The sequence below is a fragment of the Micromonospora xinjiangensis genome (assembly GCF_056150165.1).
This window is the reverse complement of sequence record NZ_JAXCFO010000005.1, coordinates 148,594-165,237: the sequence shown is the minus strand read 5'-3', so window position 1 is coordinate 165,237 and position 16,644 is coordinate 148,594. Positions and strand designations below refer to the sequence as shown.

The 16,644-nt window shown below is 74.3% G+C and carries 13 protein-coding genes; 8 read left to right on the top strand and 5 right to left on the bottom strand.

The features are described from left to right. Positions 1-111 precede the first annotated feature (111 nt). Both SM573_RS19625 and SM573_RS19620 read left to right on the top strand, forming a co-directional pair. Positions 112-1,992: an ABC transporter ATP-binding protein gene (locus SM573_RS19625; protein WP_474616770.1), complete on the top strand. Its 1,881-nt coding sequence runs from the start codon at positions 112-114 to the stop codon at positions 1,990-1,992. After that, on the top strand, positions 1,989-3,779 hold the full coding sequence (locus tag SM573_RS19620) for an ABC transporter ATP-binding protein (RefSeq protein WP_474616769.1): 1,791 nt from the start codon (positions 1,989-1,991) through the stop codon (positions 3,777-3,779). The genes SM573_RS19625 and SM573_RS19620 overlap by 4 nt, the downstream gene beginning before the upstream one ends. Positions 3,780-3,794: 15 nt before the next feature. Here the strand turns inward: SM573_RS19620 and rpsD are convergent, their stop codons facing one another. After that, positions 3,795-4,406, bottom strand: coding sequence for a 30S ribosomal protein S4 (gene rpsD, locus SM573_RS19615; RefSeq protein WP_474613239.1), 612 nt, complete (start codon positions 4,404-4,406; stop codon positions 3,795-3,797). 69 nt (positions 4,407-4,475) lie between these two features. On the opposite strand from rpsD, the gene SM573_RS19610 reads away from it, so the two are divergent. Beyond that, positions 4,476-5,213 carry a DUF2470 domain-containing protein gene (locus SM573_RS19610; protein ID WP_474616768.1) on the top strand — a complete coding sequence of 246 codons (738 nt, stop codon included), beginning with the start codon at positions 4,476-4,478 and terminating at the stop codon, positions 5,211-5,213. A gap of 20 nt (positions 5,214-5,233) precedes the next feature. On the opposite strand, the gene SM573_RS19605 is transcribed toward SM573_RS19610, so the two are convergent. After that, positions 5,234-6,208 (bottom strand): LacI family DNA-binding transcriptional regulator, encoded by a 975-nt coding sequence (locus SM573_RS19605; protein ID WP_474613286.1) that lies wholly within the window; start codon positions 6,206-6,208, stop codon positions 5,234-5,236. 149 nt (positions 6,209-6,357) lie between these two features. Between SM573_RS19605 and SM573_RS19600 the strand changes: the two genes are divergently transcribed. Next, on the top strand, positions 6,358-10,395 hold the full coding sequence (locus SM573_RS19600; protein ID WP_474616767.1) for a discoidin domain-containing protein: 4,038 nt from the start codon (positions 6,358-6,360) through the stop codon (positions 10,393-10,395). An 88-nt stretch (positions 10,396-10,483) separates the two neighbouring features. On the opposite strand, the gene SM573_RS19595 is transcribed toward SM573_RS19600, so the two are convergent. The 3 genes from SM573_RS19595 to SM573_RS19585 all read right to left on the bottom strand — a co-directional run bounded on the left by SM573_RS19595 (position 10,484) and on the right by SM573_RS19585 (position 12,781). Then, on the bottom strand, positions 10,484-11,104 hold the full coding sequence (locus tag SM573_RS19595) for a TetR/AcrR family transcriptional regulator (protein ID WP_474613242.1): 621 nt from the start codon (positions 11,102-11,104) through the stop codon (positions 10,484-10,486). Positions 11,105-11,264: 160 nt separating this feature from the next. Continuing rightward, entirely contained in the window at positions 11,265-12,020 is a 756-nt protein-coding gene (locus SM573_RS19590) for an ABC transporter permease (protein WP_474616766.1), read from the bottom strand. After that, positions 12,017-12,781 (bottom strand): ABC transporter ATP-binding protein, encoded by a 765-nt coding sequence (locus SM573_RS19585; RefSeq protein ID WP_474616765.1) that lies wholly within the window; start codon positions 12,779-12,781, stop codon positions 12,017-12,019. The genes SM573_RS19590 and SM573_RS19585 overlap by 4 nt, the downstream gene beginning before the upstream one ends. A gap of 106 nt (positions 12,782-12,887) precedes the next feature. Between SM573_RS19585 and SM573_RS19580 the strand changes: the two genes are divergently transcribed. The 4 genes from SM573_RS19580 (at position 12,888) to SM573_RS19565 (ending at position 16,454) form a co-directional block, all read left to right on the top strand. Then, on the top strand, positions 12,888-13,277 hold the full coding sequence (locus tag SM573_RS19580) for a MerR family transcriptional regulator (protein ID WP_474613245.1): 390 nt from the start codon (positions 12,888-12,890) through the stop codon (positions 13,275-13,277). Next, a complete protein-coding gene (locus tag SM573_RS19575) occupies positions 13,274-14,278 on the top strand; it encodes an aldo/keto reductase (RefSeq protein ID WP_474616764.1) in 1,005 nt (334 codons plus the stop codon). Before SM573_RS19580 ends, SM573_RS19575 begins: the two co-directional genes overlap by 4 nt. 150 nt (positions 14,279-14,428) lie before the next feature. After that, entirely contained in the window at positions 14,429-14,860 is a 432-nt protein-coding gene (gene hisI / locus SM573_RS19570) for a phosphoribosyl-AMP cyclohydrolase (RefSeq protein ID WP_474616763.1), read from the top strand. A gap of 40 nt (positions 14,861-14,900) precedes the next feature. Beyond that, positions 14,901-16,454 (top strand): anthranilate synthase component I, encoded by a 1,554-nt coding sequence (locus SM573_RS19565; RefSeq protein WP_474616762.1) that lies wholly within the window; start codon positions 14,901-14,903, stop codon positions 16,452-16,454. Positions 16,455-16,644: the final 190 nt, after the last annotated feature.

The following is a 16,644-nucleotide window of genomic DNA, read 5'->3' as shown; positions in this document are numbered from 1 at the left end:
CGGTTCGCCCGCGCGGGTCACGTGACCGCCGACATATCCGGGCGGACGGCGGGGGCGCCCCGCGACCGGTAAGGATAGGGGAGATAATTGCAACTTACGGCGGGGGAGAGCGTGGCGAGCGGAACAAGTCGGGACGTGCTCGGTCGGGGGTTGGCGGTCCTCGGGCGGGCGATCCGCGAGCAGCCGCGCATCTTCACGGTCGCCGTGGCCGGGAGCGTGCTGTTCGGGTCCATGGTGATCGCCAGCGCGTACGTGGTGGGCACGGTGGTCGGCGACGTGGTCGTCCCGGCCATCGAACGCGGCTCGGTCGCGGCGGGCACGCTCGCCCTGGCCGCGGCGGCGCTGTTCGGGATCAGCGTGCTGCGGGTGGTCGGCATCTTCGGCCGCCGGCTCGGCGCGGGCTACATGCAGTACCGGCTCCAGGCGGCGTACCGCCGCCGGGTCACCCGGCGCTACCTGGAGCTGCCGCTGGCCTGGCACCACCGCAACGCCACCGGCACCCTGCTGTCCAACGCGAACTCCGACGTGGAGGCCGCCTGGTACCCGATCGCGCCGCTGCCGTTCGCGGTGGGCACCCTGGTCATGCTGGTCGGCGCGGTCGGGTCGCTCTTCGCCACCGACTGGGCGCTGGCCCTGGTCGGGCTCGCGGTCTTCCCGGCCCTGTTCGCGCTGAACGTGGTCTACTCCCGCCGGATGGCGCCGCGGCAGGCCCGCGCCCAGCGGCTGCGGGCCGAGGTCAGCGGCATCGCCCACGAGAGCTTCGACGGCGCGCTGGTGGTCAAGACCATGGGCCGCGAGGCGCAGGAGACCGCCCGGTTCGCCGGGCGGGCCGGTGAGTTGCGGGACGCGCTGATCTCCGTCGGTCGCCTGCGCGGCGTCTTCGACCCGATGCTGGAGACCCTGCCCAGCCTCGGCACCCTCGCCGTGCTGGTGGTCGGCGCGCTCCGGCTCCGGCAGGGTGCGATCGGCGTCGCCGAGCTGGTCAGCGTGGCCTTCCTCTTCACCGTGCTGGCCTTCCCGGTGCGCGCGATCGGCTGGGTGCTCGCCGAGCTGCCGCGCAGCGTCGCCGGCTGGGACCGGGTCCGTCGGGTGCTCGACGCCACCGGCGAGATGCCCTACGGCGACCGCGAGCTCGACCCGGCCGACCCGGCGCCGGCCACGCTCGCCTTCTCCGACGTCTCGTTCGCGTACGAGCCGGCCGAGGCGCACCTGCCGGGCACCGAGGTGCTCGGTGAGGTCACCTTCACGGTGCCCGCCGGGAAGACGGTCGCGCTGGTCGGCCCGACCGGTTCCGGCAAGTCGACCATCGCGTCCCTCGCCGTCCGGCTGGTCGACCCGCGCTCGGGCACCGTCACGCTGGACGGGGTGGACGTCCGCGACCTCACCGCCGGGTCCCTGTCCCGCACCGCGGCGCTGGTCGCCCAGGTGCCGTTCATCTTCGACGACACGGTGCGGGCCAACATCACCCTGGACCGGCCGGGCATCGGTGACGACGACGTCTGGGCGGCGTTGCGGCTCGCCGAGGCGGACGGCTTCGTCGCGGCGCTGTCCGACGGGCTCGACACGATGGTCGGCGAGCGGGGCACCTCGCTCTCCGGCGGCCAGCGGCAGCGGCTGACCCTGGCCCGGGCCCTCGCCGGGCGGCCACGGCTGCTGGTGCTCGACGACGCCACCAGCGCCGTCGACCCCCGGGTGGAGGCGGCCATCCTGGCCGGGCTGCGTGCCGCCGACCGACCCGGCACGCCCCCGGCGTCGATCCTGGTGGTGGCCTACCGCCGCGCCACCATCGCGCTGGCCGACGAGGTGATCTACGTCGAGCGCGGGCGGGTGGTGGCCCGGGGCACCCACACCGAGCTGCTCGCCACCGTGCCCGGCTACGCCGACCTGGTCACCGCGTACGAGCAGGCCGAGGTGGAGCGCGCCCAGGAGCAGCCGTACGACGAGGGCACCGACCCGCTGCTGTCGGGCCTGGAGATCGAGGTGGACCGGTGAGCGCGAGTGGTGCGACGACGCGGCCGGAGGCCGAGCAGACCGAGAGCACCTGGCGGACGCTGCGGCGCGGCCTGGCGCTCTCCCCGGAGCTGCGCACCGGGCTGATCGGCACGCTGGCCCTGGCCCTGGTCTACATGGTGGGCCGGGTGGCCGTGCCGGTGGCGGTGCAGCAGGGCATCGACAACGGCATTGTGGGCGGGCTGGACCTGGACGTGGTCTGGACGGTGGTGGCCGCCGCCGCGGCCATCCTCGTGGTGACCACCCTCTGCGGCTACCTCATGATGCGCCGGCTGTTCACGGTGAGCGAGACGGCCCTCGCGGGCGTACGGACCCGGGCCTTCCGCCACGTGCACGACCTGTCGATGCTGCACCAGCAGTCCGAGCGCCGTGGCTCGCTGGTCTCCCGGGTGACCAGCGACGTGGACCAGATCACCCAGTTCCTCCAGTGGGGCGGCGTGATCCTGCTGGTCAACCTGGGTCAGCTCGTGGTCACCACGATCGTGATGCTGGCGTACTCCTGGCAGCTGACCCTCATGGTGTTCGTGGCCTTCCTGCCCGCGGTCTTCGTGATCCGGTTGCTCCAGCGCCGCCTCGGCGCGGCGTACGGCAGGGTGCGCCAGCGCACCGGCGCGCTGCTCGGCGCGGTGGCGGAGAGCGTGGTCGGCGCCCCGGTGATCCGGGCCTACGGCATCGCGGGCCGTACGGCCCGCCGGCTGGACGAGGCGATCGACGGGCAGCGTCAGGCGCAGCAGCGGGCGATCCGGATCAGCATCATGGGCAGCTCGGTCGGCGAGTTGGCGGCCGGGCTGGCGCTGGCCGGCGTGGTGGTGCTGGGCGTGACCCTCGGTGTCGACGGCACCCTGTCGATCGGGCAGCTGACCGCGTTCCTCTTCCTGGTCACCCTCTTCATCCAGCCGGTGCAGATCGCCACCGAGGTGCTGAACGAGGCGCAGAACGCCATCGCCGGGTGGCGGCGGGTGTTGGACGTGCTGGACGTGGCGCCGGACGTGGCCGACCCCGGCGAGCAGGGGCGGGAGCTGCCGCCCGGCCCGCTCGACATCCGTTTCGCCGGGGTGGGCTTCGCCTACCCGGGCGGCCCGCCGGTGCTGCACGACATCGAGGTGGAGATCCCGGCGAAGAGCCGGGTGGCGGTGGTCGGTGAGACCGGCAGCGGCAAGACGACCTTCGCGAAGCTGCTCACCCGCCTGATGGACCCGACCTCCGGCGCGGTGCTGCTCTCCGGTGTGCCGCTGGACGAGGTCCGGTTCGCCTCGCTGCGCTCGCGGGTGGTCATGGTGCCGCAGGACGGCTTCCTCTTCGACGCCACCGTGGGGGAGAACGTCCGGTTCGGCCGCCCGGAGCTGACCGACGAGCAGCTGCTCGCGGCGTTCACGGAGCTGGGGCTCGCCGACTGGCTGGAGGGGCTGCCCGCCGGGCTGGACACCCCGGTGGGGGAGCGCGGCGAGGCGCTGAGCGTCGGGGAGCGGCAGCTGGTGGCGCTGGCCCGCGCGTACGTGGCCGACCCGGACCTGCTGGTGCTCGACGAGGCGACCAGCGCCGTCGACCCGGCCACCGAGGTGCGCCTGCAACGCACCCTGGACGCGGTCACCGGGGGCCGGACCACGCTCGCCATCGCGCACCGGCTCTCCACCGCCCAGGCCGCCGACGAGGTGATCGTGGTGGACCGGGGGCGGATCGTGCAGCGCGGCCCGCACGACGAGCTGGTGCGCGACCCCGAGTCCACGTACGGCCTGCTCTACGCCTCCTGGCTGGAGCAGACCCGCTGACCGCTCCCTGAGGGGTCAGCGGGAGTAGTACTCCACGACGAGCTGCTCGTCGCAGATCACCGGCACCTCGTGCCGGGCCGGCTCGCGCAGCAGGGTCGCCCGCAGCCCGGTGAGGTCCACCGACAGGTACGGCCGGCCCGGGCCCTCGCCCCGGTTCGCGCCGGCGGCGGCGAGCTGGAACGGCAGCCGCTCCCGGCTACGCTCGCGGACCCCGACCACCTGGCCCGGGCGCAGCCGGTAGGACGGGCGGTCGACCTTCCGGCCGTCGACGGTGATGTGGCCGTGGCCGACCAGCTGCCGGGCCTGGTAGATGCTGCGTGCCAGGCCGGCGCGGTGCACCACGGCGTCGAGGCGGCGCTCCAGGAGCGTGACGAGGCGCTCGCCGGTCTTGCCGGTGCCCCGGGCCGCCTCGTCGAACGTGCGGCGCAGCTGGGTCTCGCTGACGTTGTACTGGTGGCGCAGGCGCTGCTTCTCCAGCAGGCGCACCTGGTAGTCCGAGGTCTTGCGGCGCTGCCGCCCGTGCACGCCGGGCGGGAAGGGACGGCGTTCGACGTACCGGACGCACTTGGCGGTGAGGGGAACGCCGAGGGCGCGGGAGAGTCGGGCCTTGGGCCGCGGGTGGTTCACGTGGACGTCTCCGATCGGGTGCTCTAGGGTGCTACTTAGGTAAGCCTAACCTACTAAGGAGGTCGTGCCATGCGGCCCAGCCCCGCGGAGACCGTCCGTACCCTCGTCGCGGGCCGGCTTCCCGGCCTCGTCCACCTGGCGCACCGACCCGGCCCGCACCACGTCCGCCACGTCACCGACCCGGACGGGCGGGTGCTGCTGCTCGTGCCGGTGGTCAGCGACCTGGCCGCGGCGCTGCTGCCCGCGCAGGACGAGGAGGACGTGGCGATCGTCCTGGACGTGCTCGATTTGCCGCCCCGGGCCGGCGCGCCCACGCTCGGTCGGGCCTGGGTGTCCGGGTGGGCGGCGGAGCTGCGCGGCGACGAGGCCCGACGGGCGGCGCTGGACTTCGCGGCCGTGGACCCGACCGGCGACCTGCTCGACCTGGGCCGCCGGTTCCGGCTCTTCCGTTTCGAGGTGGCCGAGGCCCGCTGGGAGCGCGGCACGTCGACCCGCCGGATCGACCCGGAGGTGTACGCCGAGGCCGAGCCCGATCCGCTGCACCACGTCGAGGCGGAGCTGCTGGCCGACCTGGCCGACCATCACGGCCCCGAGGTGGCGCGGTACCTGCGCCGGCGACTCGGCCTCGGCGAGGACGGCGACGCGCCCCGGGTGGTCCGGATCGACCGGTACGGCCTGGTCGTCGCGCTCGGGCGACCGGGCGCGGGGCGGCAGGTCCGGCTGTCCTTCCCGGCGCCGGTGGCCGACCACGCCGAGTTGGTCCGCCTGCTGCACCCGATGATCTGCCCCCGCGCCGCCGCCGGATAGCCGCCCCGGGCGGCGACGCGTCAGCGGCGGGGGAGGCCGCGCTCGACCAGCTCCGTGGGGACCAGCAGGCTGCGCGGCGCGGAGGTGTCGCCCTCGATCCGGCGGAACAGCAGCTCGGCGGCGGTACGGGCGAGCGCGCGGGTGTCGTACGCGACCACGGTGAACGGGTACGGCAGCAGCCGGGCCAGATCGAAGTCGTCGAATCCGAGCAGCGCGGCGTCGCTGCCGCGGCGGTGCAGCTCCTCCACCGCCCCCAGCGAGATCCGGTTGTTGAGGCTGAAGAAGGCGGTCGGCGGGTCGGGCTGGTCCAGCAACTCACCGACGACCCGGGCGGCGGAGGCGGGATCCCGGATGCCGTAGCGGATCAGGCGGTCGTCGGCCACCCCGGCCGCGGTGAGCGCGTCCCGTGCGCCGGCCAGTCGCTCGCGCATGGTGTAGACGGTGGTCGCGTCGAGGAGGATCGCGACCCGCTCGTGCCCGGACTCGACGAGCCGACGGACGCCGGCGCGGGCGCCCCCGCGGTTGTCCAGCAGGACGGTGTCGGCCGGCAGGCCACCGGCCGGCCGGTCCAGGAACACCGCCGGGGTGCCGAGCTCCACCTCGCCGCGCAGGAACGAGTGGTCGTCGCCGGCCGGGACGACGAGCAGCCCGTCCACCCGCCGGGCGCACAGGTCGCGCAGCAGCTGCTGCTCGCGGGCCGGGTTCTCCTCGGAGCTGGCGATGAGCAGCATCGTGTCGTGCTCCGAGGCGACCTCCGCCACGGCGCCGGCGATGGTCGCGTAGAACGGGTTGGCTATCTCCTCGATGAGCAGACCGATGGTGGCCGTGGCCTGGCCGGAACGCAACGAGCTGGCCAGGTGGTTACGGCGGAAGCCCAGCTCGGCGACGGCGGCGAGGACTCGCCGCGCCACCTCCGGCTGCACGTACGGGGCGTTGTTGACGACCCGCGAGACCGTCTTGACGCTCACCCCGGCCAGGGCGGCGACGTCCACCATGGTGGGTCGCCTCGTGCGGCCGGGAACGATGCTCACCTGCGGAATCCTACCGCTCGCCGGTGACCGGAAGATCACGCCGGAAACGGAGCCTTGACACGGATGATCGGAGATCGCGAGGATCTGACAACGTTGTCAGCCCGGGAGGCACGATGTCCCAGTCCTCGTCCATGTCGCGGCGAACCTTCCTGTCCACGAGCGCGACCCTGCTCGCCTCGTTCGGCGTGACCGCGGCCCTGCCGGGCACCGCGCACGCCGCGGCCGCCGCGCCCCCGCCCGCGCCGGACGGCACCGACCTGGCCCGGTACCGGCCGGTGACCGTCTCCTCCACGGACTACGCGCCGACGCCCGGATCGTTCGCCGTGGACGGGCTGCCCCAGGTCGGGGTGCGCGGCAGCGGCTGGCGGGCGGCCGCCGGGGACCCACAGTGGATCTCCGTCGACCTCCAGGGCCCGTGCCGGATCGAGGCGGTGACCCTGGTCTTCGAGGCCACGCTCGCCGACGGGCCGTTCGACGGCAACTACACCGACACCGACGGCGACGAGATCCTCTCCAGCGCCGCGCTCGCGTACCGGCTCGAGGTCTCCTCCGACGGGCAGGCCTGGCGGACGGTCCACGAGACCAGCGACGGCCGGGGTGGCGTCCAGGCGATCCGGCTACCGGAGCCGGTGACCGCCCGCTGGATCCGGATGACGGCCACCGAGCGGTCGAACAGCAACCCCCTGGGCCTCAACGGCTTCCAGGTCTACGGCACGGCGCTCGGCCAGAGGCCGCGCGCGCACGGCTGGACCAGTTGGGAGGGGGGCAACACGCGGCCCGCCCCCGCACTCGCCGTGGCCGCCGACGGCACGGTGCCGCTGGAGTCCGGCTGGTCGCTGACCATGGACGACTTCGCGGGCACCGGCGACGGCGCGGCCCTGTCGCGCGCCGGGGTGGACGTACGGGACTGGCTGCCCGCCACCGTCCCCGGCACGGTGCTGGGCACGCTCGTCGAGCGGGGCCACCTGCCGGACCCGGTCTCCGGCTTCAACAACATGCGGATCCCCGAGGCGCTCTCCCGGCACTCCTGGTGGTACCGGCGGGCGCTGCGCCTGCCGCGCGGCCTGGACACCTCGCCGGGCCGGCACATCTGGCTCGAGTTCGACGGCATCAACCACGAGGCCGCCGTCTGGGTCAACGGGTCACGGGTCGGCGGCGTCAAGCACCCGTTCGCCCGGGCGGCCCTCGACATCACCCGCGCCCTCGCGGGCCACGACGAACATGTCGTCGCCGTCCAGGTCACCCCGATGCCGCACCCCGGTACCCCGGGCGACAAGGGCCCGGACGGGCGCACCTTCCTCCAGTCCGCCCACCACTACCTGGACGCGCCCACCTACCTCGCCGTGTCCGGCTGGGACTGGATGCCCGCCGTGCGCGACCGGGTCACCGGGATCTGGGACCACGTCCGGCTGCGCAGCACCGGCGCGGCCGTCCTCGGTGACCCGTACGTCCGCACCACCCTGCCGGACCTGCCGGACGTCGGCACCGCCGAGGTCACCATCGCCGTGCCGGTGCGCAACGTGGCCGCCATCCCCACCACCGTGACCGTGCGCGCGGCGTTCGACAAGGTCGAGGTCGCCTCGACGGTGACCGTTCCGGCGGGCGGGGAGACGACCGTCGAGTTCACGCCCGAGCGCTTCCCCGCGCTGCGGGTACGCAACCCCCGCCTCTGGTGGCCCAACGGCTACGGTGACCCCCACCTGTACGACCTGACCCTCACCGCCACCGCCGGCCGCCAGGTCAGCGACCGGCGCGCCGTCCGCTTCGGCATCCGCGAGTTCGGGTACGACTGGCACCAGCCCGTCCAGATCTCCCCGCCCGGCACGCCCCCGCTCGACTTCGTCGACGGCGCCGCGACCCAGACCGTCACCTTCGACCGACGGCGCGCCCGGCACGTCCGCATCCAGGCCGGCCAGCGCGCGACCGGCTGGGGTGTCTCGATGTGGTCCCTGTCGGTCTCCGACGGCGACGGCCCGAACCTCGCCCGGGGGCGCACCGCCACCGCCTCCGGCTCGGAGAACGACACCAACGTCCCCGCCAAGGCCGTCGACGGCGACCCGGCGACCCGATGGGCCTCGGAGTACGCCGACGGGCAGTGGATCCAGGTCGACCTGGGCGCGGCGGTCGACTTCGACCGGGTGACCATCGTGTGGGAGCAGGCGTACGCGCTGGACTACCGCGTCCAGGTCTCCGACGACGGCGACGCCTGGACGGACGTCAGGTCGGTCAGCAACGAGACGCCGCTGGGCAGCCGGGCCACCCAGGTCGAGACGTTCCCCGAGCGCACCGCCCGGCACGTGCGGATCCAGGCCGGCGCCCGGGCCACCTCGTGGGGCGTGTCGATGTGGACGCTCGCCGTGGGGCGCCAGGCCGAGCCGGACGTCGACCTCGCTCTGCACGCCACCGCGACCGCGTCGTCCTCCGACGGCGACTCGAACGGCCCCGAGCGGGCCGTCGACGGCAACCCCCGCACCCGCTGGGCCTCGAAGTACGCCGACGGCCAGTGGATCCAGGTCGACCTCGGCAGGGCCGTCGCCTTCGACCAGGTCACCATCGTCTGGGAGCAGGCGTACGCCCGGGACTTCGTCATCCAGGTCTCCGACGACGGCCAGCGGTGGACCGACGTGAAGTCGGTCAGCAACAAGATCACCGAGCTGAAGATCAGTGTGAACGGCGTGCCGGTCTTCGCCCGCGGCGGCAACTGGGGCTGGGACGAGTTGCTGCGCCGGGTGCTGCCCGACCGGATCGCCGACACGGTCGAGATGCACCGCGACATGAACTTCACGATGATCCGCAACTGGCTCGGCAGCAGCAACCGCGACGAGCTCTACCGCGCCTGCGACGAGCAGGGCATCCTCGTGTGGAACGACTTCTGGCAGGCCGGTCAGTTCCTGCCCGACCCGCCCGGCTACGTCGACATCGCCGCCGACACGATCCGGCGCTACCGCCACCACCCGAGCATCGTGGTGTGGTGCGGCGCCAACGAGGGGGACCCGCCGCCGCTCGTCGACGCCGGCCTCAAGCACGCCGTGGCCACCGAGCACCCGGAGATCCTCTACATCCCCAACTCCGCGAGCGGGATCGTGAGCGGACGCGGGCCCTACCACTGGGTCGACCCCGCGACGTACGTCGACAAGACCATCTACGAGGCCGACTCCTTCGGCTTCCACACCGAGATCGGCATGCCGGTGGTGTCGGTCGTCGAGAGCATGCGCAACCTCGTCGGCGACGCGCCGGAGTGGCCGCCGGGGGTGGTCTGGAACCACCACGACTGGTCGACCGTCGGCAACCAGCGGGTCGGCACGTACCAGGAGGCGATCGACGCGCGGCTCGGCGAGTCCGCGTCCCTCGACGAGTTCGCGACCCGGGCGCAGTTCGTCAACTACGAGAGTCACCGCGCGATGTTCGAGGCGTGGAACGCCAACCTGTGGCAGGACGCCACGGGGCTGCTGCTGTGGATGTCGCACCCGGCGTGGCACAGCACGGTCTGGCAGACGTACGACTACGACCTCGACGTGAACGGCGCCTACTTCGGTGCCCGCAAGGGCTGCGAGCCGCTGCACGTCCAGGCCGACCCCGGCACGTGGCGCGTCCGGGCCGTCAACCACACCACGACGGCGCTCACCGGCGTCGCCGTCACCGCCCGGCGTTACGACCTGCGCGGGCGGCTGCTCGGCACGCCCCAGAGCCAGCGGCTGGACGTCGCGCCGTCGTCCACCACGCCGGCGTTCACGGTGGCCGCGGCCGACGGCGCGGGGCTGCACCTCGTCCGCCTGGAACTGCGCGACCGCCGAGGCCGGCTGCTCTCCCGGAACACCTACTGGCGGTACGGGCAGGCGCAGGAGATGCGGGCGCTCAACGACCTGGCGCGCACGCGACTGTCGACGACGACCGGCGCCGTCCGTACGGCCGACGGGCGTGCCACGGTCACCACGACGGTCCGCAACGGAGGCGACACGGTAGCCGCCCTGGTTCGGCTGGGCGTCCGCGACGCCGACGGCGAGCGGGTCCTGCCGGCCCGGTACGACGACAACTACTTCTGGCTCCTGCCGGGGGAGTCGCGGCGGGTGGAGATCTCGTGGCCGGCGCGCCGGGACGTGCGGGGCCGGGTGCGGGTGACGGCGCGGGCGTACAACTCGCTGGGCGACTAGCGCGCCCGGGGGTGCGTCGGCGCCGCCCCGGCGACGACCGGCGCACCCCGCCCCGGCCATCGACGTCGATCCGGCCGGCCACACCGGGTCAGCGGGAGGCGGCACCCTCCGGCGCGGCCGGCAGGTCGCCGGTGAGGTAGCGCTGGATCGTGGGACCGACCATGGCGACCAGGGTCTCCGGGGCGGCGGAGGCCACCGGCTCCAGGCGGATCACGTACCGCATCATCGCGAGCCCGACCAACTGGGTGGCCACCAGCGACCCGCGCAGCGGCAGCTCGGCCGGGTCGACGTCGAGGTGCTCCAGCACCCGGCGCAGCACCTGGGTCACCACGAACTCCCGGAGCAGTCGGGCGGTCCACTCGTTGCTCACCGCCGAGCGCAGCAGCGCCACGCCCGCCGTGCTGGCGGGGGAGTCCCAGACCCCGAGGAAGGTGCGGACCAGCCGCTCACCGATGCCGTCCCGGTCGCCGGCGACCACCCCCGGCAGCAGCTCCCGGGGGTCCACCGGCGCCTGCATCGCGGCCAGGAAGAGCTGGTCCTTGCTCCCGAAGTAGTGGTGCACCAGCGCGGGGTCGACCCCGGCGCCGGCGGCGATGGTCCGGATGGAGGCCGCGTCGAACCCTCGTTCGGCGAACGCCGCCCGTGCCGCCTCGAGGATCGCCTCCCGCGTGCCCGGGTTGCCGGGTCGCCGGCCGGTCCGTCGTGCCATCGCCGCCCTTCGCTCCGTGTCCGTCGTGCCGCCGTCCCGCGCCGCTCCGCCGCCGTGCCGGCGGCCCGCGCCGCTCCGCCGCCGTGCCGGCGGCCCGCGCCGCTCCGCCGCCGTGCCGGCGGCCGCGTGACGCCCGTGTCAGCCGCCGGCTGTCGCCGCGTCAGCCGCTGCGCCGCCGCAGCGTCGCCGCCGCGAGCACCAGCGCGAGCACCGCCGCGCCGGCCACCACCGTCACGTCCCGCCACATCGTCGCGGTCGGCTCGGCGTGCGCGCCGACCTCCTGCAACGCCTCGACGGCGTACGACAGCGGCAGCGCGTCGCTGATCGCCTGGAGCCAGCCGGCCATCTCGTCGCGGGGCACGAAGAGCCCGCAGAGCAGCAGCTGGGGGGCGACCACGACCGGCATGAACTGTACGGCCTGGAACTCGGTGCGGGCGAAGGCGCTGCAGAACAGCCCGAGCGCGACCGCGAGCACCGCGTTCAGCGCGGCGATCATGATCACGAGCCCGGAGCTGCCGGCGGTGTCCAGGTCGAAGACCCAGTACGCGACGGCGGAGGCGACGGCCGCCTGCACCGCCCCGGCGAGCCCGAACGCGATGCCGTAACCGAAGAGCAGGTCGGCCTTGCCCAGCGGCGTGGTGAGCAGGCGCTCCAGCGTGCCCGTGGTGCGCTCGCGCAGCATCGCGATGCTGGTCACGAGGAACATGACGATGAACGGGAAGAAGCCGAGCATCACGAGCGCCACGCGGTCGAAGGTGGCGGACCCGCCGCCGGGACCGGACCGGTCGGCGTACATGTAGTAGACGAGGGTGAGCAGGAGGGTCGGCACCACGAGCAGCAGTGCCACCGTGCGCCGGTCGTGGCGCAGCTGGCGCAGGATGCGGCCGGTGGTGACCGCCAGGATCCGCGGGTTCACGACGCCTCCCCTCCGGTGGTGCCCGCCGCGCCGGTCGCCGCCGTGGCGCGGGCCTCGCTCGCCCGGATCAGCCGCAGGAACGCCTCGTCGAGATCGGCGACCCCGGCCGCGTCCCGGACCGCGTCGGGCGTGTCGTCGGCGATCAACCGCCCCTCGCGGATGAGCAGCAGCCGGTCGCAGCGGGCCGCCTCGTCCATCACGTGACTCGACACGAGCAGGGTCACGCCCGTCGCCGCCAGCTCGTGGAAGCGGGCCCAGAGGTCGGCCCGCAGCACCGGGTCCTGCCCGACGGTCGGCTCGTCGAGGACGATCAGCTCCGGCTCGCCGACCAGCGCGCAGGCGAGCGAGGCCCGGCTGCGCTGCCCGCCGGAGAGGGTGGCGACCAGTTGCCCCGCCGCCTCGCGCAGCCCGACGTCGGCCACCGCCCGGTCGGCGTCGGCCCGGCTGCGCCCGTGCAGGGCGGCGAAGTAGCGGGCGTTCTCCCGCACGGTGAGGTCGGCGTAGACGCTCGGCGCCTGGGTCAGGTAGCCGACCCGCCGGCGCAGCTCCGCCGCGCCCGCCAGGCGGCCCAACACGGTGACCGTGCCACCGCTGACCACCTGCACCCCGACCACCGCCCGCATGAGGGTGGTCTTGCCACTGCCGCTCGGGCCCAACAGCCCGGCGACCACGCCGCGCGGCACCACGCAGCTGATGCCGTGCAGCACGCGCCGCCGCCCCCGGTCGACGACCAGGTCGCGGAGCACGATCGCCTCGTCCATTCGCCCCTCCCAAAACTCAACACCCGATGAACTCAACGGTAGGTGAGTTATCCGTCCGCGCGCAACGGTTGACTTCGTGTGTGCTCGAACTGGAAGCCTGGATCCCGTGGACATCAGCACGCGAGAGCACACCCTGACCGTCGGTGAGGCGGCCGAGCGGGTCGGCCTCACCACCTACACGCTGCGCTGGTACGAGCAGGAAGGGCTCGTCTCGCCCGTCGGTCGCGACTCGGCCGGGCGACGGCGGTACACCGCCGGGGATGTCAACTGGCTCTTCCTGCTCACCCGCCTGCGCCGCACCGGGATGCCGGTGCGGGACATGCGCCGCTACGCCGAACTCGCCCGCCAGGGCGACCGGAGCCTGGGCGCCCGGCGGGCGCTCTTCGAGGCGCACCGCGCACGGGTGCTGGCCCGGATGGCGGAACTCGAGGAGGACCTGAAGGTGCTCGACCACAAGATCGACGCGTACCGCCGCGCGGAGGAGGAGACCCGATGATCCGCCGTCGAGTCGGCACGGACGGGCCCGAGGTCTCCGCGATCGGCCTCGGCTGCATGGGCATGAGCTTCGCCTACGGCGGCCGCGACGACGCCGAGTCGACCCGTACCCTGCACCGCGCCCTGGACCTGGGCGTCAACCACCTGGACACCGCCGACGTCTATGGTGCCGGCGCCAACGAACGCCTCCTCGGCCCGGTCGTGCGGGCCCGCCGCGACGAGGTCTTCCTCGCCACCAAGTTCGGCAACCGCAACCGCGGCGAGGGCTTCGGCGGCACCGGCACCCCCGGGGCGTACGTGGACAGCAGCGCGGCCTGGGCCCGTCAGGCGTGCGACGCCTCGCTGGAGCGGCTGGGTGTCGACACCATCGACCTCTACTACCTGCACCGCCGCAACCCGGAGACGCCCGTCGAGGAGACCGTCGGCGCGATGGCCGACCTCGTGACGGCCGGGAAGGTGCGCCTTCTCGGGCTCTCCGAGGTCAGCCCGGCGACGCTGCGCGCCGCGCACGCGGTGCACCCCATCGCCGCAGTCCAGATGGAGTACTCGCTGTTCAGCCGCGAGGTGGAGGGCGAGATGCTGGCCACCTGCCGGGAGCTGGGGGTGGCGCTGGTGGCGTACTCGCCGGTGGGCCGGGGGCTGCTGACCGGGGCGATCACGAGCCGGGACCAGCTCCCGGCCGGCGACTGGCGGGCCGGCGTGCCCCGGTTCGCCGAGGGCAACCTGGAGGCCAACCTGAAGCTCGTGGACGAGGTGCGGGCGGTCGCCGAGGAGGTCGGCGCCACCCCGGCCCAGACGGCGCTGGCCTGGCTGCTCGCCCAGGGCGACGACGTGCTGCCGATCCCGGGCACCAAACGGGTGCGCTGGCTGGAGGAGAACGTCGCGTCGCTCGACGTCCACCTCGACGCGGCGCAGGTGGCCCGGCTGGGCACCGCGCTGCCGCCGGGCGCGGCGGCCGGCGAGAGGTATCCCCAGGCGGCGATGCGGTTCGTCGGCCGGTAGCGCATCCGGCCGGGCCGCCCGGGGGAGTGCGTCGAGGCGGTGCGCGACGGCCGCTACGTGGCCCGCCCGCCCCCGCGCCCGGACGGTTCGTGCCACCCGCCTCGGGAGCCGTCGCCGGTCTCCGCGCCGGGTGCGGGAGAATGGGTGACTGTGCCCGTACCTGACGCGCCGGTGACCGGCGCCTCCACCCGAGCGAGCGAGCCGTCGGTGCCCGGTCCGGCCCGCCCGTCCCGCCTCGACCCGGCCATCGCGGCCCGGCTGCGACGCACCGCCGACGGCCTGGTGGCCGCCGTGGTCCGCCAACACGACACCGGTGAGGTGCTGATGGTGGCCTGGATGGACGACGAGGCGCTGCACCGCACCCTCACCACCGGCCGGGCGACCTACTGGTCGCGCAGCCGGCAGGAGTACTGGGTCAAGGGCGCCACCTCCGGGCACCACCAGTACGTCCGCTCCGTCGCCCTGGACTGCGACGGCGACGCGCTGCTGGTGAGCGTCGACCAGGTGGGCGCCGCCTGCCACACCGGCCACCGCACCTGCTTCTTCGAGGAGCTGCCGGTCACCGGCGTGGACGCGCCGTGAGCGCGGGCGGCGCGGCGTGCGGCGACGGGCGGGGGCGAGCATGACCGACGGTGTGGTGAGCCCCGACCAGGCGACCTTCACGGAGCTGGCCGGCCGCTGGCGGGTGGTGCCCGTGACCCGGCGGCTGCTCGCCGACGCGGAGACCCCGGTCGGCGTCTACCGCAAGCTGGCCGGCGGCCCCGGCACGTTCCTGCTGGAGTCCGCCGAGCAGGGCGTCGGTTCGGCCGGCATGGCCTGGTCGCGCTACTCGTTCATCGGCGTACGCAGCGGCGCCACGCTGGTCGAGCGGGACGGCGTGGCCGCCTGGCTGGGGCGGCCTCCCGCCGGGCTGCCCACCGGCGGCGACCCGGTGCGGGTGCTGCGGGAGACCGTCGCGGCCCTCGCCGGGCCGGCCTGGGATCCGGCCAGCGGCATGCCGCCGCTGACCGGGGGCATGGTCGGCTACCTCGGCTACGACCTCGTCCGCCGCTTCGAGCGGCTGCCCGAGCTGACCGAGGACGACCTCGGCGTGCCCGAGCTGGGCATGATGCTCGCCACCGACCTCGTGGTGCTCGACCACTACGACGGCTCGGCGATCCTCGTCGCCAACGCCGTCCTGCCCCCGTTGGAGGAGCCCGACCGGGAGGCGTCCGTCGCGGCGGCGTACCACCAGGCGGTCGGGCGGCTCGACGCCATGACCACCGCGCTGTCCCGGCCGATCCCGCCGATGATCTCGACGGTCGACCGGCCGCCGGCCGGTGAGGTGGTCAGCCGGACGCCGGCCGGCGGCTACCCGAAGGCGGTGGAGGTGGCCAAGGAGGCGATCCGGGCCGGGGAGTGCTTCCAGATCGTGCTCTCCCAGCGCTTCGAGCGCCCCACGCACGCCGACCCGCTCGACGTCTACCGGGTGCTGCGCACCACCAACCCGAGCCCGTACATGTACCTGCTGCGCTTCGACGACTTCGACATCGTCGGCTCGTCGCCGGAGGCGCACCTCAAGGTGAGCACCGAGGCCGGCGGCCGCCGACGGGCGCTGCTGCACCCCATCGCCGGCACCCGCCCGCGCGGGGAAAGCCCCGCCGCCGACGCCCGCCTCGCCGCGGAGCTGCTCGCCGACCCGAAGGAGCGCGCGGAGCACGTCATGCTCGTCGACCTGGGCCGCAACGACCTGGGCCGGGTCTGCGAGCCGGGCACCGTCGAGGTGCCGGAGTTCGCCACCATCGAGCGCTACAGCCACGTCATGCACATCGTCTCCACCGTGGTCGGCACGCTGCGGGAGGACCGGACGGCGTTCGACGCGCTGGCCGCGACCTTCCCGGCCGGCACGCTCTCCGGCGCGCCGAAGGTGCGCGCCATGGAGATCATCGAGGAGCTGGAGCCGGTCCGCCGGGGCGTCTACGGCGGCACGGTCGGTTACTTCGGCTTCGGCGGCGACCTGGACATGGCCATCGCGATCCGGACCGCGCTGATCCGGGCCGGTCGGGCGTACGTGCAGGCCGGTGCCGGTGTGGTGGCCGACTCCGACCCGGCCGCGGAGGACCAGGAGACCCGGAACAAGGCCGCGGCGGTGCTCGCCGCGATCGCCGCCGCCGAGACGCTGAGGGCGGCTCGGTGAGCGCGAGGAGTGCAGCGCAGCGGAGCCCCGCAGTCGCGAACGGAGGGTGGGCTCGGTGAGCGCGAGGAGTGCGGCGCAGCGGAGCCCCGCGGTCGCGAACGGAGGGTGGGCTCGGTGAGCGCGAGGAGTGCGGCGCAGCGGAGCCCCGCGGTCGCGAACGGAGGGTGGGCTCGGTGAGCGCGAGGAGTGC